Below are 15,155 nucleotides of genomic sequence, written 5' to 3'. Positions count from 1 at the left end.
CCATGAAATACAGTTTTTATGACATAAAAAGCCGTAATCTGTATTTTAACTTTCTGAAGACTTGTTGGGGCTTTCTGGGGAAACGCGTGCTTTATTTTGGCAAATTACTGTTCAAGTTTCGAATGAGGGGATTAATAATGGTATTGACCAAAACAACTCGTTTTGGCAACAATCTAATGGTCTAAGTCCAGGTAAAATATAGAAGCTACGCTAGCTCATACTCCTTACGGAGTCTCCATTGATCGTAACATGAGGCTCACAAGAAATCTCAAAGTTACAGGAGTTCGCTATGAAACACATTTTGTGAGCTTCCTTGTGCAGACTTATCGCCAGGGGAATCATCCTCTCCTCTTCCACAATTATCTCGGGGCTTAATGTCACTGATTCAAAAGCACCGCTACCATCTTTATGTTCCACCATCTTACCCTTGGCCATATCTTTATAGGACAGCACATTGATCTGATTGGCCGAGCACAAGTGAAGGTACCAGAGCATATGACAAGTAGAAATTGATGCCAGAAACAGTTCTTCAGGATTATATCTGCTCTTATCTCCGCGAAATGCCGGGTCCGATGAACCGGGGATTGTTATTGATTTACCTTCAGCATACAATTCATGACTTCTTTCGTAGCCAGAGTAGCTTTTCGTTCCATTGCCCAGATTTCCAGTCCATTTATTCTCTAATTGATAAGCGTGATATTTCATAAAGATCGGTTGATGTCCTGATTCAAAGGTTAGACAAATGAACCAGACTTCTTGTGACATTTTACTAAGAAACCTGTCACGGCCAACGAGGTTCAATTGTCCCTATTGGACAATATCCATAAAGCTAAAGCAAACTAAGAATAGAGAACAACCCAAAGTCGGAAACAGGTTATTGTACAAAAAGACTGAATAGCGTCACTTCAAAAAGCAGTTTAAAAGAGAACTTTAATGGCTACCCGTTGATTCTTTTACCAAAAACTTAAAGGGTGTTGTATAGAAGAATAATTAATGCAAAATGAATATAGAAGACAAATTAGCAGAGCGAGGTTTATCATTACCAGATGTTTCTGTACCCGGAGGAAACTACGATTCAATCAACATACGTGGCCATGTAGGCTACATTGCTATCCAGTTTCCGATACAGTCAGGTGAGTATCTGTTTACCGGAAGACTTGGTAATGAAGTAACGACTGAAGAAGGTTACCAGGCCATGCAATTATGTGCATTGAATGTGCTGGCTCAAATCAACAAAAAGATAGGTATTGAAAAGCTATTGGGCATCAACCATATTGATGCCTATTATCAGTCGGCAGAAGATTGGGATGATGCTCCTCATGTTGTCAATGGAGCTTCTGACCTTTTCGTCAATGTACTGGGTGAAAAGGGTCGCCATTCCAGATCAATTGTTGGTATTCATAAATTGCCCAGAAATTTCAGCGTGGGACTAACCGTTAATTGTACGTTAAAAACAAGTGAGTAATAAAACCTGAGACTGTTTAATGATCCATGAATTACAGACTACTGTTTTAATTGTTCAGGCCATTACAGACCTATGATGCTATTAGAAGACGATTACCAGGCCAAGTTATTCCCTTATGCCTACAACATCCTGGGTTCAATTGAAGATGCCAAAGATGTTGTTCAGGACATAGTGGTACAACAGGTAAATGAAGAGTCAGTAAACATTGAGAAGCCAATGGCTTACATGGTAAAGTCCGTAATTAACCGTTCTATCAACCTCAAAAAACGGAATAAAAAACTGACTGATGATACTACCTGGTTACCAGAACCGGTGTCTACCGATTCGGCAGACTCTCTGGTGAACAGGGATGAAATTATATCCTACTCCTTACTCGTAATTCTCGAAAATCTAACAGCCAAAGAACGGGCCGTATTTATGCTGAAAGAGGGTTTTGACTACTCTCATGAGGAAATTAGTCAGGTGATAGAGATTAGCATTGAAAATTCCAGGAAGTTACTGAGCAGGGCTAAACAAAAAGTACAGGGCAAGCCTGTAAAAGAGCCCCATTCAAAATCAAAACGAGAATCCTCATTTTTCAAAAAATATGTGGAGATATTAAAGAATCGCGACATCAGTAACCTCGAAAAACTGCTGTCTGAAGATATTGCCTTAAGAGCAGATGGGGGTGGAAAAATAAAAGTAGTCAAAGATCTTTCCATAGGGAAAGCATCTACTCTTGACCTGCTTATCTATGTTTATCATACTTATCAGATTTCTCACGAAGTTGAATTGCGTTATATCAATCATCAACCGGCTCTGTTATTTCTCCAGAATGGCAAACCAGTGAATTGTCAGGTATTTGAATTAATCAATAACACCATTACCAACATCTATTCGGTAGTCAATCCAGACAAACTCAGACACCTCTAGTTACCGGTAATTGTCACGCTTTTACCGTGAGTTCTGTCATTCTGTTAACAACAAAATTAACAGATGAAAACATTACTCAGAATCGATTGCAGTTCCAGAACAAAGGATTCCCATTCGCGGCAAATGGCAGATTTCTTTGAATCCAAATGGCGCGGATCAAACCCTAAAAGCCAGGTGATTTACAGAGACCTTGCAAACAGTCATATTCCTCATATTCAAGAAAAGACAATCAGTGGTTTTTATACCCCTGAAGAATATATGAGTACAGAAGTCAGAGAAGCTACGGCCTTGTCTGACGAGCTTATTCAGGAATTGGAGCAGGCTGATGAGATTCTCATCAGCAGTCCGATGTATAACCTGAATATCCCCTCCAGCCTGAAAGCATATATCGATCAGGTAGTCAGAGTAAATCGAACCTTTAAAGTCGATCATAACGGTTATCATGGTCTTCTTTCGGGTTTAAAGGCACATGTACTAACCGTTAAGGGAGGAAGCATCAAAGGCACTCCCCTGGAAAAATATGATTTTCAGGAACCATACCTACAAGCCATTCTAGGCTTTATGGGTATAGAACTAGAGTCACTCTTTTCTCTCGAGGGAACTTCACATGAAGAACATATAGAGGACAATGTCAAAGCTGTAAAAATGAAGATCTCCAATCGATTCAATTAGACTGATGGATAATCAAAACAAAATACCTGCCGCGGTAAAGAACTTCATCATTGGTGGAGACACAAGCAACATCGAATTGTTGAATGCAACACTTCATGAGGATAATACCAATGTACAAAACGGTTTTTTGGAGAGAGAGGAGTTTATGTAATCAACAAGACACAATACCTGACCCTTATCGAGGAAAAAACTTTCGGTGGAATCCCCCGAGAAATAGAAATAGAGCCAATCGATGTTGAAGGAAATATTGCCATGGTTAAGGCTAAACTTAAGAGTGAGCAACTCACCTTCAAATCTTTCATCTCTCTCGTGCAATTAGAAAATAAGGACTGGCAAGTCATCGGAAATTTCCCTCATATCATACCCAATCAATAATGTCTAAGATTAATCGAATGACTACCAAAAACTATTTTGAAGATACTCTTGAAGATAAAGGCCTGATCATCAAACCTGAAGAGGGAGAAAAGTTGACGACTAACGGGATGTCCATACAATTCAAAGTTGAAAGTGAATTAACCAAAGATCAACTGGGTGTCTATGAAATTACATTGGCCCCTAAAACTATTGGAGCCAAACTACACTATCACAGGTTTATGGATGAAACCTTTATTGTTACTGAAGGCAAAGTCAATATTCATGTCGGAATGAAGGAATATGAGGCAGAGAAAGGAACCGTTGCTCATATCCCCAGGTTTACACCTCATGCCTTTCGTAACGACAGCAACCAGGAAGCAAAGCTCATTCTGCTATTCAACCCGGGACAAAGGCGCGAAGGTTTTTTTCATGGTTTACATGAAACCCTCAGCGAAAACCCTGTTGATCACAATAAGTTTCTGAAGCTTTATAATAAGTACGACAGCTTTCCGGTAGATGTAGAGAATATGGTACAAATAGAGCAGTAAATTGGGGATCAGATAGAGCTATCAGGATTACCAATCATACAGCCCGATAGGTGTGATCCACTTTCTAATACCTTTTAGAGAAAATTGAATAAGTCTGACTGGTAAAAAACAGCCCTGCTGGAGTTTGGAAAAACTTAACGAAACAAATTAAGATAGTCTTTGAAGAGATAGGCTCTCCCTCGTTGGCCGCCAGTAAATTCATTAAGTATTTCTAGCTTTTCTAAATCACTTATAAGCTTATAACAGGATGGCATTGAAGTACCTGTTATCTTTTTCACCACCTCAGCATTAAGATATGGTTTCTTATACAAGTAGTTAAGTACCTTTTGCCCGTTAGCCCCCCTGCTTCCAAGTGACTGAACTTTTGCCTCTACCGTTTTCTGTAGTTTTAATACCTGATCAAAAGTATCTATTCCGCTTTTTGCCGTATCAATGACTCCAACAAGAAAAAACTTCATCCATTGAGTGATATTATTAGTGTCCCTAACTGTAGTAAGATTGTCATAATATAACTTCCTGTTCTTCTCAAAAAAGTCAGATAGGTATAGGACTGGCCTTTTTAATATACCTCTACTTACCAAGAATAATGGTATCATTAGTCTCCCCACCCTTCCATTACCATCAAGAAATGGGTGAATAGTTTCAAACTGATAATGAACTAAGCCTATCTTCATTAATTCTGGAAAATAGACTACTTCATTATGGAGAAAACTCTCGATATCTCCCATGAGCTCTGGAACAGTCTGGTGAATAGGTGGAATGAAAGTAGCATCATTAATACTTGCTCCTCCAATCCAATTTTGGCTAGTTCTAAATTTTCCACGGAGTTTTTGTTCACCCCTTACGCCTTGTAAAAGAATTTCATGAGTATTTCTTATTAGCCTAGATGAAAATGGAAGGTTATCCAATTCGGCTATAGCCCAATTCATAGCTTCTGAATAATTTTGGACTTCCTCCCAATCATCACGTTTATCCAAGGGAATGTCCTCCTTTTCTAAAAGAGCCTCTTCAATGTTAGTCTGGGTGTCTTCTATTTTGCTACTCTGAGTGGCCTCTTTTAGTACATGCATACTTATAAACAGGTCTATATTCGGAACATACTCAGAATACATACTCTAAGCGTCCTAATTGCCTATCCGCTTTACTCAAAAGACTAACAAGTTCCATATCTTCAATCTGCCATTCCCTATTAATCGGATTGGGCTGAAAACTCTTATAATAGCCTTGATTTACATATGTGCCAGCTTTGAAATTCTTCATTTAAGTAAGCTTAAGTAAAAAAGTCCTTATTTAAGATTTTTTCCAAAAACTTAAATAAGGGTCTAGGTTATTTAAAAGTTCATCGGTTTTCTTAAGTAAGGATGCTGACTTTGAAAATCTGTTGAATAGATGAAAAAGAAAAAGTAGCCCCGCTAGGAATCGAACCTAGATCTAAAGTTTAGGAAACTTCTATTCTATCCATTGAACTACAGGGCCAAAGGGAAGGCAATTTTCAGGAATAGATTATCAAATTCCAAATTCAAGGATGGTAGAATCAACATTCCTTACCTCCTATTTCGGCTTAATAATAACTATCCTTCAGGTAATTAGGGAAGATGGTGAAATGCCTCTTTTTCACCTTCTCCATCAGTACCTCTCTGAACTCTTCCATATTGGTTTTATTGGTGGCAGAGATAAAAACAGAGCTATCTTCTCCTTTACCAATATAGGTTCTCTTCAGTTCTTCTAAAGTAGGTGGAGGGTTATCCATCTCTTCTCTCAACTCTTCATCAATGATCTTGAGCTGATCGATCTTATTGAACACCAAAATGGTAGGTTTGTCAGTAGCTCCTATATCCACCAGGGTCTGATTAACCGTAGCCATTTGATCCTCAAAATTGGGGTGTGAGACATCCACGACATGAAGCAATATATCCGACTCCAATACCTCTGCCAGTGTCGACTTAAACGATTCAATCAGGTGTGTTGGTAGTTTTCTGATAAACCCTACCGTATCGGAAAGCAGAAAGGGAATCTGATCGATAACTACTTTTCTTACGGTTGAATCTACGGTAGCAAATAGTTTATTCTCGGCCAGCACATCGGCCTTCGTAAGCAAACGCATGAGAGTAGATTTACCCACATTGGTATAACCAACCAGGGCAACTCTGACAATGGTACCTCTTGACTTTCGCTGAACTGCATTTTGTTTCTCGATCTTCTCCAGTTTCTTCTTCAACACAGAAATCTGATTTCGGATCATTCGTCTATCCGTCTCAATTTCTTTCTCCCCGGCACCACCACGAGTACCTGTTCCACCTCGCTGTCTTTCAAGGTGTGTCCACATTCTGGTCAATCTGGGAAGAAGATAAGTTGATCTGGCTAATTCCACCTGAGTCTTGGCCTGAGCCGTCTGTGCCCTTTGAAGAAAGATGTCGAGTATAAGTAAACTTCGATCATAAATCTTGACCTTCAGCTCCTTTTCAAGATTGCGGAGCTGAGATGGAGAAAGATCATCATCAAAAATGACCACCTGCACTTCTTCTGCCTTAACATAAGTCTGAATATCTTCCAGCTTGCCCTTACCTACAAAGGAACGAACATCTGGTTTATCCATTTTTTGTGTGAATGACTTCACCACGTTCAGCCCCAATGTCTCAGCCAGAAATGCTAATTCATCGAGATATTCAACAACCACCTCTTCTGTTTGCTCCCGGTTTACCAGGGCAACCAAAACAGCTTTGTCGTCTTCATTCGGTATAGTTTCAAATCCTCCCATAAACAGGGCAGCAATTTACCATTAATCGGCTCATTTGTGAAATGGACATTAAGAATCCGTCATTAGTCGAAGCTCAACAGCTTATGTAAAAAAATGAAACTAGCTTTGGCCTGAATTATCGTTAGTATTAAACATATTTGAATGGAGAGATTACCATGAAAATAATTGAAACAGGATTTAATGGTTTATATGAACTTGAACCTAATGTCTTTGGGGATAAACGAGGGTATTTCTTCGAATCATATAGAAGAGAGGTCTATCAAGAGTTAGGGATAGAGGATGATTTTGTTCAAGACAATGAGTCATTCTCCCTTAAGGGAACCCTAAGAGGTCTTCACTATCAAAAGAGGCCATATGCTCAGGCCAAACTGGTAAGGGTAGTAAAAGGTAAAGTACTAGATATTGCTTTAGATATTAGAAAGGACTCTCCCACCTATGGAAAACATCACCAAGTATTACTTGATGCAGATAGACATAATATGTTTCTCATACCTGAAGGGTTCGCTCATGGATTCGTTGCCTTAGAAGACTCTGTATTTTTCTATAAGTGTTCTAATTACTATAATAAAGAAGCTGAAGGTGGAATTTTATGGAATGATACTGACTTGAAAATCAGTTGGGGAATTGACAGTCCCATAGTCTCTGAAAAGGATCAGGTTTTACCTAACTTTGCCGCCTACAACGAGGAGCCGGTATTTTGAGCATTTTTTCCTTCCTATCGAAAAACAGAAATTCTGAACCTGATCTGGGGTATCTCCATACGGATATCCATTCGCACCTGATTCCTGGAATAGATGATGGTATACAATCAATCTCTGAGGGCCTGGAAATCCTTAGAGAGATGGAGACTCTTGGCTATAAAAAAGTCATTACTTCTCCCCATACCATGTGGGGTACTTACGACAATACTCCAGAGACAATTCTTGGCGGATTGGCTCAAATGAAGGAAGCTATGGCTCAGGAAGGAATTAATATTGCCCTGGAAGCCGCAACAGAATACTACCTCGATGAAAACTTTATGGAAAAGGTTCATTCAGATGAACAGCTTCTTGCCTTTGGAGAAAATCATGTGCTGGTAGAAACCGGCTTTATCAATGAACCACCGGAATTGAAAGAAGCCAGTTTCCATCTGACCATGAAAGGCTACAAGATGGTGTATGCTCATCCTGAGCGATATTTATACCTGCTGGAAAAACCTTCACTCATTGAGGAACTTTTAGATCGTGATATCATTTTTCAATTGAATGCCGTTTCACTGACAGGTTGTTATTCAAAACCTGTTCAGAAACTGGCAGAAAAACTAATTGATATGAAAGCGATCAGGCTGGTAGGCACCGATTGTCACAATATGGTACACATCAACCTACTGAAAGAAGCCACCACAACGAAATATTGGAAAAAACTGTTAGACCTGGAGCTATTGAATAATCAGTTATAGTATGAGAGTATTCATTACCGGAGCCACCGGTTTGTTGGGAAGTTTCATTTGCAGAGAACTTCTAAAACAAAATCATCAGATCAGAGCAGTCAAAAGAAACTCAAGTAAAATGACATTGCTTGAGGATATTGCCGATAAAATTGAATGGGTGATTGGTGACATGAATGACACTGTATTTCTGGAAGAGGCCCTTCAGAATATAGATGCCGTTATTCATGGTGCTGCCATCATAAGCTTCGATAAGCGATATGAAGACAGCATGTACGAAACCAACGTATTGGGTACTGCAGACTTAGTAAATGCCTGTCTGAAAGCCAATGTAGAGACCTTCCTCCACATCAGTTCAGTGGCTGCCATCGGGAGGAAAATGACACAAAAAGATATTACAGAGAAAGACCGATGGGAAGGAACCAAGTATGATTCTATTTATGCCAGGTCGAAGCACCTCCAGGAACTCGAAGTCTGGAGAGGAGCTCAGGAAGGCCTAAAGGTGAAAATCATTAACCCTTCTGTAATCTTAGGGCCAGGTCTTTGGGGACAGAGTGGTAGCACCTCAGTTTTCCATTATGCTTATGGAGAAAAGAAATTTCATCCGGCCGGAAACTCCAATTTTGTTGACGTAAGGGATGTTGCAGAAATAACCGTCAAGCTGCTGGAATCTGACATTCATGGAGAAAGGTTTATTGTTAGCGCGGGTTCCGCTCCATACAAGGAATTCTTTGGTACTTTGGCAAAAGCATTTGGTAAAAAAGGGCCATCAACACAGGTTAAACCCTGGATGTTGAAAATAGCCGTGAGCTTCGAGTACCTTCGCTCCAGAATCACCGGAAATGAGGCCATGATTACCAAAGACACTGCCATTCTGAGCAAGACCAAATTTCACTTTAGAAATGATAAAATAAAAAAGGCACTGAATTTCGAGTTTAGGAGTCTGGAAGAGTCCGCTAACTGGACGGCAGGAGAACTCCAAAAGAGGTACAATCTATAAATCAGTCTGTTGCCAACCAGGCCTTCGTTCAACATTAAATTTTAACAGAACTAAGTGGTTTTAATGTTCTGTTATTCGTACTTTAAGAAAACCGATTGACATAAATGCAGGAAGACTATCCGAGTAGAGAAGAGGAACGTGGGTTGATCAGTAAGTTTGAAGAGCTTCTCAAAAACAAAGGTTTTCATTTCTTCGATATTGAAGAATACGAAACAATCATTCACTATTACATCGACCGTTTACAGTTTGGAAAGGGATTGAAAGCCTGTCGCATGGCTTTGGAACAATACCCCTTCAGCCTGGAAATCAGTATTCTGATGTCCCAATGCCTCGTTGGAAAAGAAAAATACGATGAGGCCCTGCAAGTCATTGAAGAAGCTGAAAACCTTCACCCCAACGATGCAGAGCTGATGACCGTAAAGGGTAACATTTACTCCATTCTTGGCGAGTTCGAAAAGGCTGTTCAAATACTTTTGGAAACCCTTGAGTTTGCTGAAGATAAAGCAGAAGTCTACTATAACGTTGGTCTTACATACCAAACGAATGGCAAATATGAAGAAGCCATTGACTACTACAAGCAGGCTATAGAGACAGATCTCAATCATGAATCTGCTCTCTATGAACTGGCCTATTGCCTGGATGTCACCGGTAAACTGGAAGACAGTGTAGCTTATTATAAAGAATTCATAGACCGGGACCCCTATTCAGCTTATGCCTGGTATAACCTGGGAATTGTCTACAATAAGCTTGAAAAATTTGATGAAGCGGTAAAAGCCTATGACTTTGCTCTGGTTATAGATGATACCTTCTCATCGGCCTGGTTCAACCTGGGAAATTCCTACATGAATCTGGAGCGTTATCAGGATGCTCTTGAAGCCTATAAGAACACCCTGAGTAATGAAGGTCCATCCTCAGAAGTGTACTGCTGTATTGGTGCTGCCTATGAAAAAATGGAGCAGTATGAATATGGCATCAAATATTACCGAAAAGCATCGAAAATAGATCAGTTCTATGAAGATGCCTGGTATGGCATAGGCTGCTGTCTTTCCGCTCAGGAAAAATATTATGAGGCCATACATTTTCTCAATAAAGCACTGAAGCTGGACCCTGAAAATGCCAACTACTGGATGGCCATCGCCACTGCCGAATATAACGTGGGCAATGTAGTTTCAGCCATTGAAGCCTATCAGGAAGCCGCAATTTTAGAACCCGTCAATAATGAAATCTGGTTAGACTGGTCTTTTATTCATTACGAACAGGGAGAAATGAAAAAAGCCATTGAGCTGGTAGACAGGGCTTTGGAAGAAATTCCGGAAGATGCAGAGCTTATGTATCGAATGGTAGTTTACCAAATCACGGCAGGACATTACCGCGAAGCCTTTACTTATCTGGAAAATGCCTTAATTTTGGATTTCGAAAAACACGAAGTGCTCTTCGAATTTTTTCCAAAACTTGAAACGCAGAAAGCGCTCTTCAAGATTATCGATCAATACAGAAGTAAGAATTAAATGCATTACTTTTTAACAGATGTGCCCGAAAGGACACAAAAGCCAAGAGATAAAGGGTTTACAATGGCCATGGACAAAGGCCTAAGTGTAAGACAGGCTGAAGACTTCGTCAACGTTTGTGGCGACTATGTAGATATTGTAAAACTTGGGTGGGCAACCTCATATGTAACTCCAAGCCTGGACGCGAAACTCCAGGTGTACAGAGATGCCGGCATACCATTCTATTTTGGCGGGACTCTATTCGAAGCCTTCATTGTGAGAAATCAATTTGATGATTATCGCAAGGTGCTCGATAAATATGATATGCCCTTTGCCGAAGTATCTGACGGCTCTATAGAATTGGATCACGACACCAAGTGTGAATACATTGCTAAACTGGCAGAACAGGTTACCGTACTCTCGGAAGTCGGTTCAAAAGATGCTGAGAAAATCATTCCTCCTTATAAGTGGATTGAATTGATGCAGAAAGAACTCGATGCCGGTGCCTGGAAAGTAATTGGTGAAGCCAGAGAAAGTGGAAACGTTGGTTTATTCCGTTCAACCGGAGAAGTAAGGTCCGGTCTGGTTCAGGAAATTCTAACCAAAATACCTTTCGAGAAAATTATCTGGGAAGCCCCGCAAAAAGCACAACAGGTATATTTCATTAAGTTGATCGGTGCCAATGTGAACCTTGGGAACATCGCTCCTGAAGAGGTCATTCCGCTGGAAACCCTTCGACTTGGACTAAGAGGAGACACTTTCGATCACTTCCTCGATCGTAAAGTCTAAACCATGCGCAGGTTTGTTGATTACTTTTTGCTTTACCTAAAGGGTATTGCCATGGGAAGTGCAGATGTTGTTCCCGGTGTTTCAGGAGGTACTATTGCCTTCATTACAGGTATCTATGAACAACTGCTTAACAGCATTAAAAGTGTTGATAAACAGGCCTTTCTATATCTAAGAAGTTTTCAGCTTAAAGCGCTTTGGGAACATGTTAATGGTACCTTCTTATTAGTCTTATTGGCTGGAATAGGTACCAGTATAGTAACACTCGCTAAGGTAATTACTCATCTTCTGAGCTCTCATCCCATACAGGTTTGGGCGTTCTTCTTTGGGTTGATAGTCATTTCCGCACTGATCATTCTTAGAGAAATCAAGCAGTGGGGAATAGGAGTTATCATTGCCATACTTGTTGGTATTGCTGCTGCCTATTTTATTACCTCCTCCACTCCTGCAGAAACCCCTGATGCCAGCTGGTTTCTGTTCATTGCAGGAGCTGTAGCCATTTGTGCCATGATATTACCCGGGATTTCCGGAGCTTTTATTCTCCTGTTATTCGGGAAATACGAGTATGTGCTCAATGCCATCAAGGAGTTGAAAATTGTAGATATCTTAATTTTCGGCTTAGGCTGTATTGTAGGTATTCTCAGCTTTGCAAGAGTAGTCAGTTGGCTTTTCAATAAGTTTCATAACCTGACAGTTGGCGTATTATCTGGCTTTATGATTGGCTCTCTCTACAAAGTATGGCCATGGAAAAAAGCCGTTGAAACCTATGTAGACAGACATGGTGAAATAAAACCTTTGTACGAAGTCAACGTCATGCCTAATGACTATCTCAGTCAAACCGGGCTGGAACCTCATTTTATTGAAGCACTGGGCTTTGCTGCAGGAGGGTTCCTACTAGTGCTGGCCATGGACAGAATTGCTGCTTATCTTAACCCAAAAAACTGATATGAAACGCTTCGGATTGATTGGCTATCCACTCGGTCATTCTTTCTCTAAAAAGTATTTCACTCACAAGTTCGAGAAAGAACAGATCACAGACTGTGAGTACGAATTGTACCCTCTGGACTCTATTGATGAGCTTCCCGAATTAGTAAAATCTGTCAAAGGGCTGAAAGGGTTAAATGTCACTATCCCTTATAAAGAGCAAGTGCTCAAATTCCTCGATGAGGTTGATCCCAAAGCTGAAAGCATAGGTGCAGTGAATTGCATCAAAATCCAGGGCAAAAAGCTAATAGGCTTCAATACAGACTATATTGGTTTCAAGGAATCACTAATCAAGTTCGTTGGTCCAAATCCAATGCCCGATAAGGCACTTATTTTGGGAACAGGTGGGGCTTCCAAAGCAGTAAAAGCGGCCCTGGAAGACCTGAGCATTGAGCACCAATTCATATCGCGCAACCCTGCCGAAGGCCAATTGAATTATGAACACCTCCACAGTGAACCCTCACTTTTCAAGACAACAAGGCTAATAATCAATACAACCCCTTTAGGGATGGCTCCTGCCACCGAATCATTACCAGACCTGCCATATCATCTGCTTACAGAGCAGCACTATCTTTACGACCTGGTTTACAATCCATTGGAAACTGCCTTTATGCAAAAGGGGATCGATGCCAAATGCTGGGTGAAGAATGGACTGGAGATGCTTTATGGCCAGGCTGAAGCTGCCTGGAAGATCTGGAATTAAGCACACCTTCCTATTCTAAGTTTATAGAGCACGTATTATCTCTGAATTCTATTTTTAATAAAAAAAGAGTTAATAATATTTTATTATGAAATTTATTATTTAATTCAGCACTGTAAGGGGCTAGATATTACTCATTCAATTTTCAAAAAACATGAAAAAAGTATTTAGCCTGGCAATCCTGCTAATCGTTTTAGTGGGATGCCACCCGGAAGATCAACAGCCAGAACTGGTCAATCCTCGATCAGAAATGTTGCAGGTATTGGACTTTACAGCCCAACTGGTCAGTCATGCCGTAACTAGCAATCAAGCAAGAAATGAAGTTTTGGGGTATTCCTTTATAGAAAATGACGGGGAGGTTGAAGTCTCGTTTCGTGACCTTTTATCATCAGAACCTGTTCAGAAGAGCCTCGTAAACGGTGCTCCCTCCGGAAGTTTTGCCCAAGTCTTCAGGCCGTTGGCTGAACGCTGGCAATCAGATGAAAGACTTACACCAGGTGCTTCGACCGTCAACACCCTCTCTGATCTAGAAAACTATTTGAAGAAGAATAACCTGGGTCTATTTGGCCCTTATCTTTCAGAAAACCATGCTAACTCCAGCGAACCAATTACAGTTTCTTTCGACCCATTGGATGATACAAAAGAAACCAACTATGGCTACAGGTTAATCCCAAAAAAACAGGGAAACGCTTCGGCCGATCAAAATTTAAACCAAGTCACAAACTTCGACAATTATGAATTGGAAGTAGTTCAGAATATAGATGACGACTACGCGTTTAATCATCCTCTTCTGGTAATTGTCCCCATCGATGACGATGATGACGACACCGGTAACTATGTAACTCCTCCTTCTCCGGTATATGGTCAATCTCCCATGCCTATCCCTAGCACGGGTATAATATGTTCAGACTTATTAGAAGATGATTTACTAATGCCAACAATGGCCAGATTTAGACTACTGGACAATTTGAGAGGGGGGGTCTGGAACAGAAACCTGATTAACATGTACGCCATTACTAAGGATGACATAACCTTCGACATTAATAACAACGCATTGATCAACTCAGCTGTAGCTCAAGTATGGAAAGAATACAGAGTTAGCAGGAAAAACGCCAGACAAAAGAATTGGATTGTGACCAATACTCTACTTGACTCGAATTGGAAGCTTGATGAAGATAACATCTTCATTGCCTTTTCTTACAAAAGAACAAAAGTCTCCATCGATAAAGTTACTGCAGAGGTCTCAGGAACTTATGGAAATCCTGCAATAAATGGTAAGGTTGGGGTGGAGTTAAAATTCATGTCGAAGCATGAACTGCTATATTCATTCCCGTACGACAAATGTGCGACCCTGGCTCTGTACAAGACTCCTTCAACAAATGGACTTGAACAAGGCCTAAGAGTTCAAAGCGGAAGTGGTAAGCTTGAGTTCACTTTTGATATGTCTTGGTACAGATGAGAAAGGCCGTAACAATTATTACTTTATTTCTCTGTACACTAAGCCTTCACTCGCAAGAAAATCGCCTTCTAAGCAGATTTGACTTTGACGTGAGTTTTTCAAGAGTTAATGGTTGGTATAGGGTTTTGGATCAGGATGTTCAGGAAAACGATGATGGAAAAGCTTTTGGTATTTCAACCCACTTCGGGCTTACATCCAAAGTGTCTTTGCAGTTAAAATACCAGAGAGCCGAACTCAACAACGTAGACCTTCAGTCAATCTTCAGGCTAAGCTTTTACACATTGACAGCCGGAAGAAAGTTCAAGCTCTTTAGCTATGGCACCATCACCCCTAAGGCAGGAATAAGTGTTCAAAACTATCCACTCTATCATACCTGGATACTAAGCTATACATCTCCAGGAGGGAATGTTATAAGAAATGTTCAAAGAGAATTTCTCGGAACAGGTAGTTTTCGTTTCTGGACTTTAGGTATAGATTTCAGTTATCCCCTAAACAGTGAACTGGCCATTGGTCTGGCTTTGGACTCCTATTATTCGGCTTCTTCAGGAAAAGGGACGACCATCTCATCCATTTTTCTGAACATGAAAATATTCCATTAGATTCT

18 protein-coding genes and 1 tRNA gene are annotated in these 15,155 nt (G+C 40.4%); 15 read left to right on the top strand and 4 right to left on the bottom strand.

The genetic code is table 11. The features are described 5' to 3' along the window. Window positions 1-210: 210 nt before the first annotated feature. A complete protein-coding gene (locus tag ACOOEY_RS12130) occupies window positions 211-705 on the bottom strand; it encodes an OsmC family protein (RefSeq protein WP_420384981.1) in 495 nt (164 codons plus the stop codon). Window positions 706-1,000: 295 nt separating this feature from the next. Here ACOOEY_RS12130 and ACOOEY_RS12125 point away from each other — a divergent pair, with 295 nt between their 5' ends. The 6 genes from ACOOEY_RS12125 to ACOOEY_RS12100 all read left to right on the top strand — a co-directional run bounded on the left by ACOOEY_RS12125 (window position 1,001) and on the right by ACOOEY_RS12100 (window position 3,951). Next, window positions 1,001-1,465 carry a RidA family protein gene (locus ACOOEY_RS12125; protein WP_420384980.1) on the top strand — a complete coding sequence of 155 codons (465 nt, stop codon included), beginning with the start codon at window positions 1,001-1,003 and terminating at the stop codon, window positions 1,463-1,465. Between the two features lie 72 nt (window positions 1,466-1,537). After that, complete coding sequence (locus ACOOEY_RS12120) at window positions 1,538-2,377, top strand: sigma-70 family RNA polymerase sigma factor (protein ID WP_420384979.1); 840 nt, start codon at window positions 1,538-1,540, stop codon at window positions 2,375-2,377. Window positions 2,378-2,440: 63 nt separating this feature from the next. Beyond that, a complete protein-coding gene (locus ACOOEY_RS12115; protein WP_420384978.1) occupies window positions 2,441-3,049 on the top strand; it encodes an FMN-dependent NADH-azoreductase in 609 nt (202 codons plus the stop codon). A 4-nt stretch (window positions 3,050-3,053) separates the two neighbouring features. After that, window positions 3,054-3,200: a hypothetical protein gene (locus ACOOEY_RS12110; protein ID WP_420384977.1), complete on the top strand. Its 147-nt coding sequence runs from the start codon at window positions 3,054-3,056 to the stop codon at window positions 3,198-3,200. Continuing rightward, entirely contained in the window at window positions 3,200-3,424 is a 225-nt protein-coding gene (locus ACOOEY_RS12105; protein ID WP_420388652.1) for a nuclear transport factor 2 family protein, read from the top strand. Before ACOOEY_RS12110 ends, ACOOEY_RS12105 begins: the two co-directional genes overlap by 1 nt. Beyond that, window positions 3,424-3,951: a cupin domain-containing protein gene (locus ACOOEY_RS12100; protein ID WP_420384976.1), complete on the top strand. Its 528-nt coding sequence runs from the start codon at window positions 3,424-3,426 to the stop codon at window positions 3,949-3,951. Before ACOOEY_RS12105 ends, ACOOEY_RS12100 begins: the two co-directional genes overlap by 1 nt. Window positions 3,952-4,085: 134 nt before the next feature. On the opposite strand, the gene ACOOEY_RS12095 is transcribed toward ACOOEY_RS12100, so the two are convergent. From ACOOEY_RS12095 to hflX, 3 genes are all read right to left on the bottom strand, one after another. Next, a complete protein-coding gene (locus ACOOEY_RS12095) occupies window positions 4,086-5,021 on the bottom strand; it encodes a Fic family protein (protein ID WP_420384975.1) in 936 nt (311 codons plus the stop codon). A 334-nt stretch (window positions 5,022-5,355) separates the two neighbouring features. Beyond that, window positions 5,356-5,427, bottom strand: a tRNA-Arg gene (locus ACOOEY_RS12090). An 85-nt stretch (window positions 5,428-5,512) separates the two neighbouring features. Continuing rightward, a complete protein-coding gene (gene hflX, locus ACOOEY_RS12085) occupies window positions 5,513-6,709 on the bottom strand; it encodes a GTPase HflX (RefSeq protein ID WP_420384974.1) in 1,197 nt (398 codons plus the stop codon). Between the two features lie 155 nt (window positions 6,710-6,864). On the opposite strand from hflX, the gene rfbC reads away from it, so the two are divergent. From rfbC to ACOOEY_RS12040, 9 genes are all read left to right on the top strand, one after another. After that, window positions 6,865-7,410 (top strand): dTDP-4-dehydrorhamnose 3,5-epimerase, encoded by a 546-nt coding sequence (rfbC, locus tag ACOOEY_RS12080; protein ID WP_420384973.1) that lies wholly within the window; start codon window positions 6,865-6,867, stop codon window positions 7,408-7,410. Further along, window positions 7,407-8,147, top strand: coding sequence for a tyrosine-protein phosphatase (locus ACOOEY_RS12075; protein WP_420384972.1), 741 nt, complete (start codon window positions 7,407-7,409; stop codon window positions 8,145-8,147). The genes rfbC and ACOOEY_RS12075 overlap by 4 nt, the downstream gene beginning before the upstream one ends. A gap of 1 nt (window position 8,148) precedes the next feature. Next, window positions 8,149-9,135 (top strand): SDR family NAD(P)-dependent oxidoreductase, encoded by a 987-nt coding sequence (locus tag ACOOEY_RS12070; RefSeq protein WP_420384971.1) that lies wholly within the window; start codon window positions 8,149-8,151, stop codon window positions 9,133-9,135. A gap of 104 nt (window positions 9,136-9,239) precedes the next feature. Further along, entirely contained in the window at window positions 9,240-10,643 is a 1,404-nt protein-coding gene (locus tag ACOOEY_RS12065; protein WP_420384970.1) for a tetratricopeptide repeat protein, read from the top strand. Beyond that, on the top strand, window positions 10,644-11,411 hold the full coding sequence (locus ACOOEY_RS12060) for a phosphosulfolactate synthase (protein ID WP_420384969.1): 768 nt from the start codon (window positions 10,644-10,646) through the stop codon (window positions 11,409-11,411). A gap of 3 nt (window positions 11,412-11,414) precedes the next feature. Next, window positions 11,415-12,353 carry a DUF368 domain-containing protein gene (locus ACOOEY_RS12055; protein WP_420384968.1) on the top strand — a complete coding sequence of 313 codons (939 nt, stop codon included), beginning with the start codon at window positions 11,415-11,417 and terminating at the stop codon, window positions 12,351-12,353. Window position 12,354: 1 nt separating this feature from the next. Further along, window positions 12,355-13,095 carry a shikimate dehydrogenase family protein gene (locus ACOOEY_RS12050; RefSeq protein ID WP_420384967.1) on the top strand — a complete coding sequence of 247 codons (741 nt, stop codon included), beginning with the start codon at window positions 12,355-12,357 and terminating at the stop codon, window positions 13,093-13,095. Window positions 13,096-13,246: 151 nt separating this feature from the next. After that, window positions 13,247-14,551: a hypothetical protein gene (locus tag ACOOEY_RS12045; protein WP_420384966.1), complete on the top strand. Its 1,305-nt coding sequence runs from the start codon at window positions 13,247-13,249 to the stop codon at window positions 14,549-14,551. An 89-nt stretch (window positions 14,552-14,640) separates the two neighbouring features. Beyond that, entirely contained in the window at window positions 14,641-15,150 is a 510-nt protein-coding gene (locus tag ACOOEY_RS12040) for a hypothetical protein (RefSeq protein WP_420384965.1), read from the top strand. Window positions 15,151-15,155: the final 5 nt, after the last annotated feature.

The sequence above is a fragment of the Roseivirga sp. genome (assembly GCF_965216855.1).
Lineage (GTDB): Bacteria > Bacteroidota > Bacteroidia > Cytophagales > Cyclobacteriaceae > Roseivirga.
The sequence above is the reverse complement of the archived record's forward strand: the minus strand, read 5'-3'. Positions and strand labels throughout refer to the sequence as shown.

Coding starts and splice junctions, on each gene's coding strand:
- ACOOEY_RS12070 (WP_420384971.1), top strand. CDS start 8,149: ATGAGAGTATTCATTACCGGAGCCACCGGTTTGTTGGGAAGTTTCATT.
- ACOOEY_RS12050 (WP_420384967.1), top strand. CDS start 12,355: ATGAAACGCTTCGGATTGATTGGCTATCCACTCGGTCATTCTTTCTCT.
- ACOOEY_RS12045 (WP_420384966.1), top strand. CDS start 13,247: ATGAAAAAAGTATTTAGCCTGGCAATCCTGCTAATCGTTTTAGTGGGA.
- ACOOEY_RS12115 (WP_420384978.1), top strand. CDS start 2,441: ATGAAAACATTACTCAGAATCGATTGCAGTTCCAGAACAAAGGATTCC.
- ACOOEY_RS12065 (WP_420384970.1), top strand. CDS start 9,240: ATGCAGGAAGACTATCCGAGTAGAGAAGAGGAACGTGGGTTGATCAGT.
- hflX (WP_420384974.1), bottom strand. CDS start 6,709: ATGGGAGGATTTGAAACTATACCGAATGAAGACGACAAAGCTGTTTTG.
- rfbC (WP_420384973.1), top strand. CDS start 6,865: ATGAAAATAATTGAAACAGGATTTAATGGTTTATATGAACTTGAACCT.
- ACOOEY_RS12120 (WP_420384979.1), top strand. CDS start 1,538: ATGATGCTATTAGAAGACGATTACCAGGCCAAGTTATTCCCTTATGCC.
- ACOOEY_RS12095 (WP_420384975.1), bottom strand. CDS start 5,021: ATGCATGTACTAAAAGAGGCCACTCAGAGTAGCAAAATAGAAGACACC.
- ACOOEY_RS12130 (WP_420384981.1), bottom strand. CDS start 705: ATGAAATATCACGCTTATCAATTAGAGAATAAATGGACTGGAAATCTG.
- ACOOEY_RS12060 (WP_420384969.1), top strand. CDS start 10,644: ATGCATTACTTTTTAACAGATGTGCCCGAAAGGACACAAAAGCCAAGA.
- ACOOEY_RS12125 (WP_420384980.1), top strand. CDS start 1,001: ATGAATATAGAAGACAAATTAGCAGAGCGAGGTTTATCATTACCAGAT.
- ACOOEY_RS12055 (WP_420384968.1), top strand. CDS start 11,415: ATGCGCAGGTTTGTTGATTACTTTTTGCTTTACCTAAAGGGTATTGCC.
- ACOOEY_RS12100 (WP_420384976.1), top strand. CDS start 3,424: ATGTCTAAGATTAATCGAATGACTACCAAAAACTATTTTGAAGATACT.
- ACOOEY_RS12110 (WP_420384977.1), top strand. CDS start 3,054: ATGGATAATCAAAACAAAATACCTGCCGCGGTAAAGAACTTCATCATT.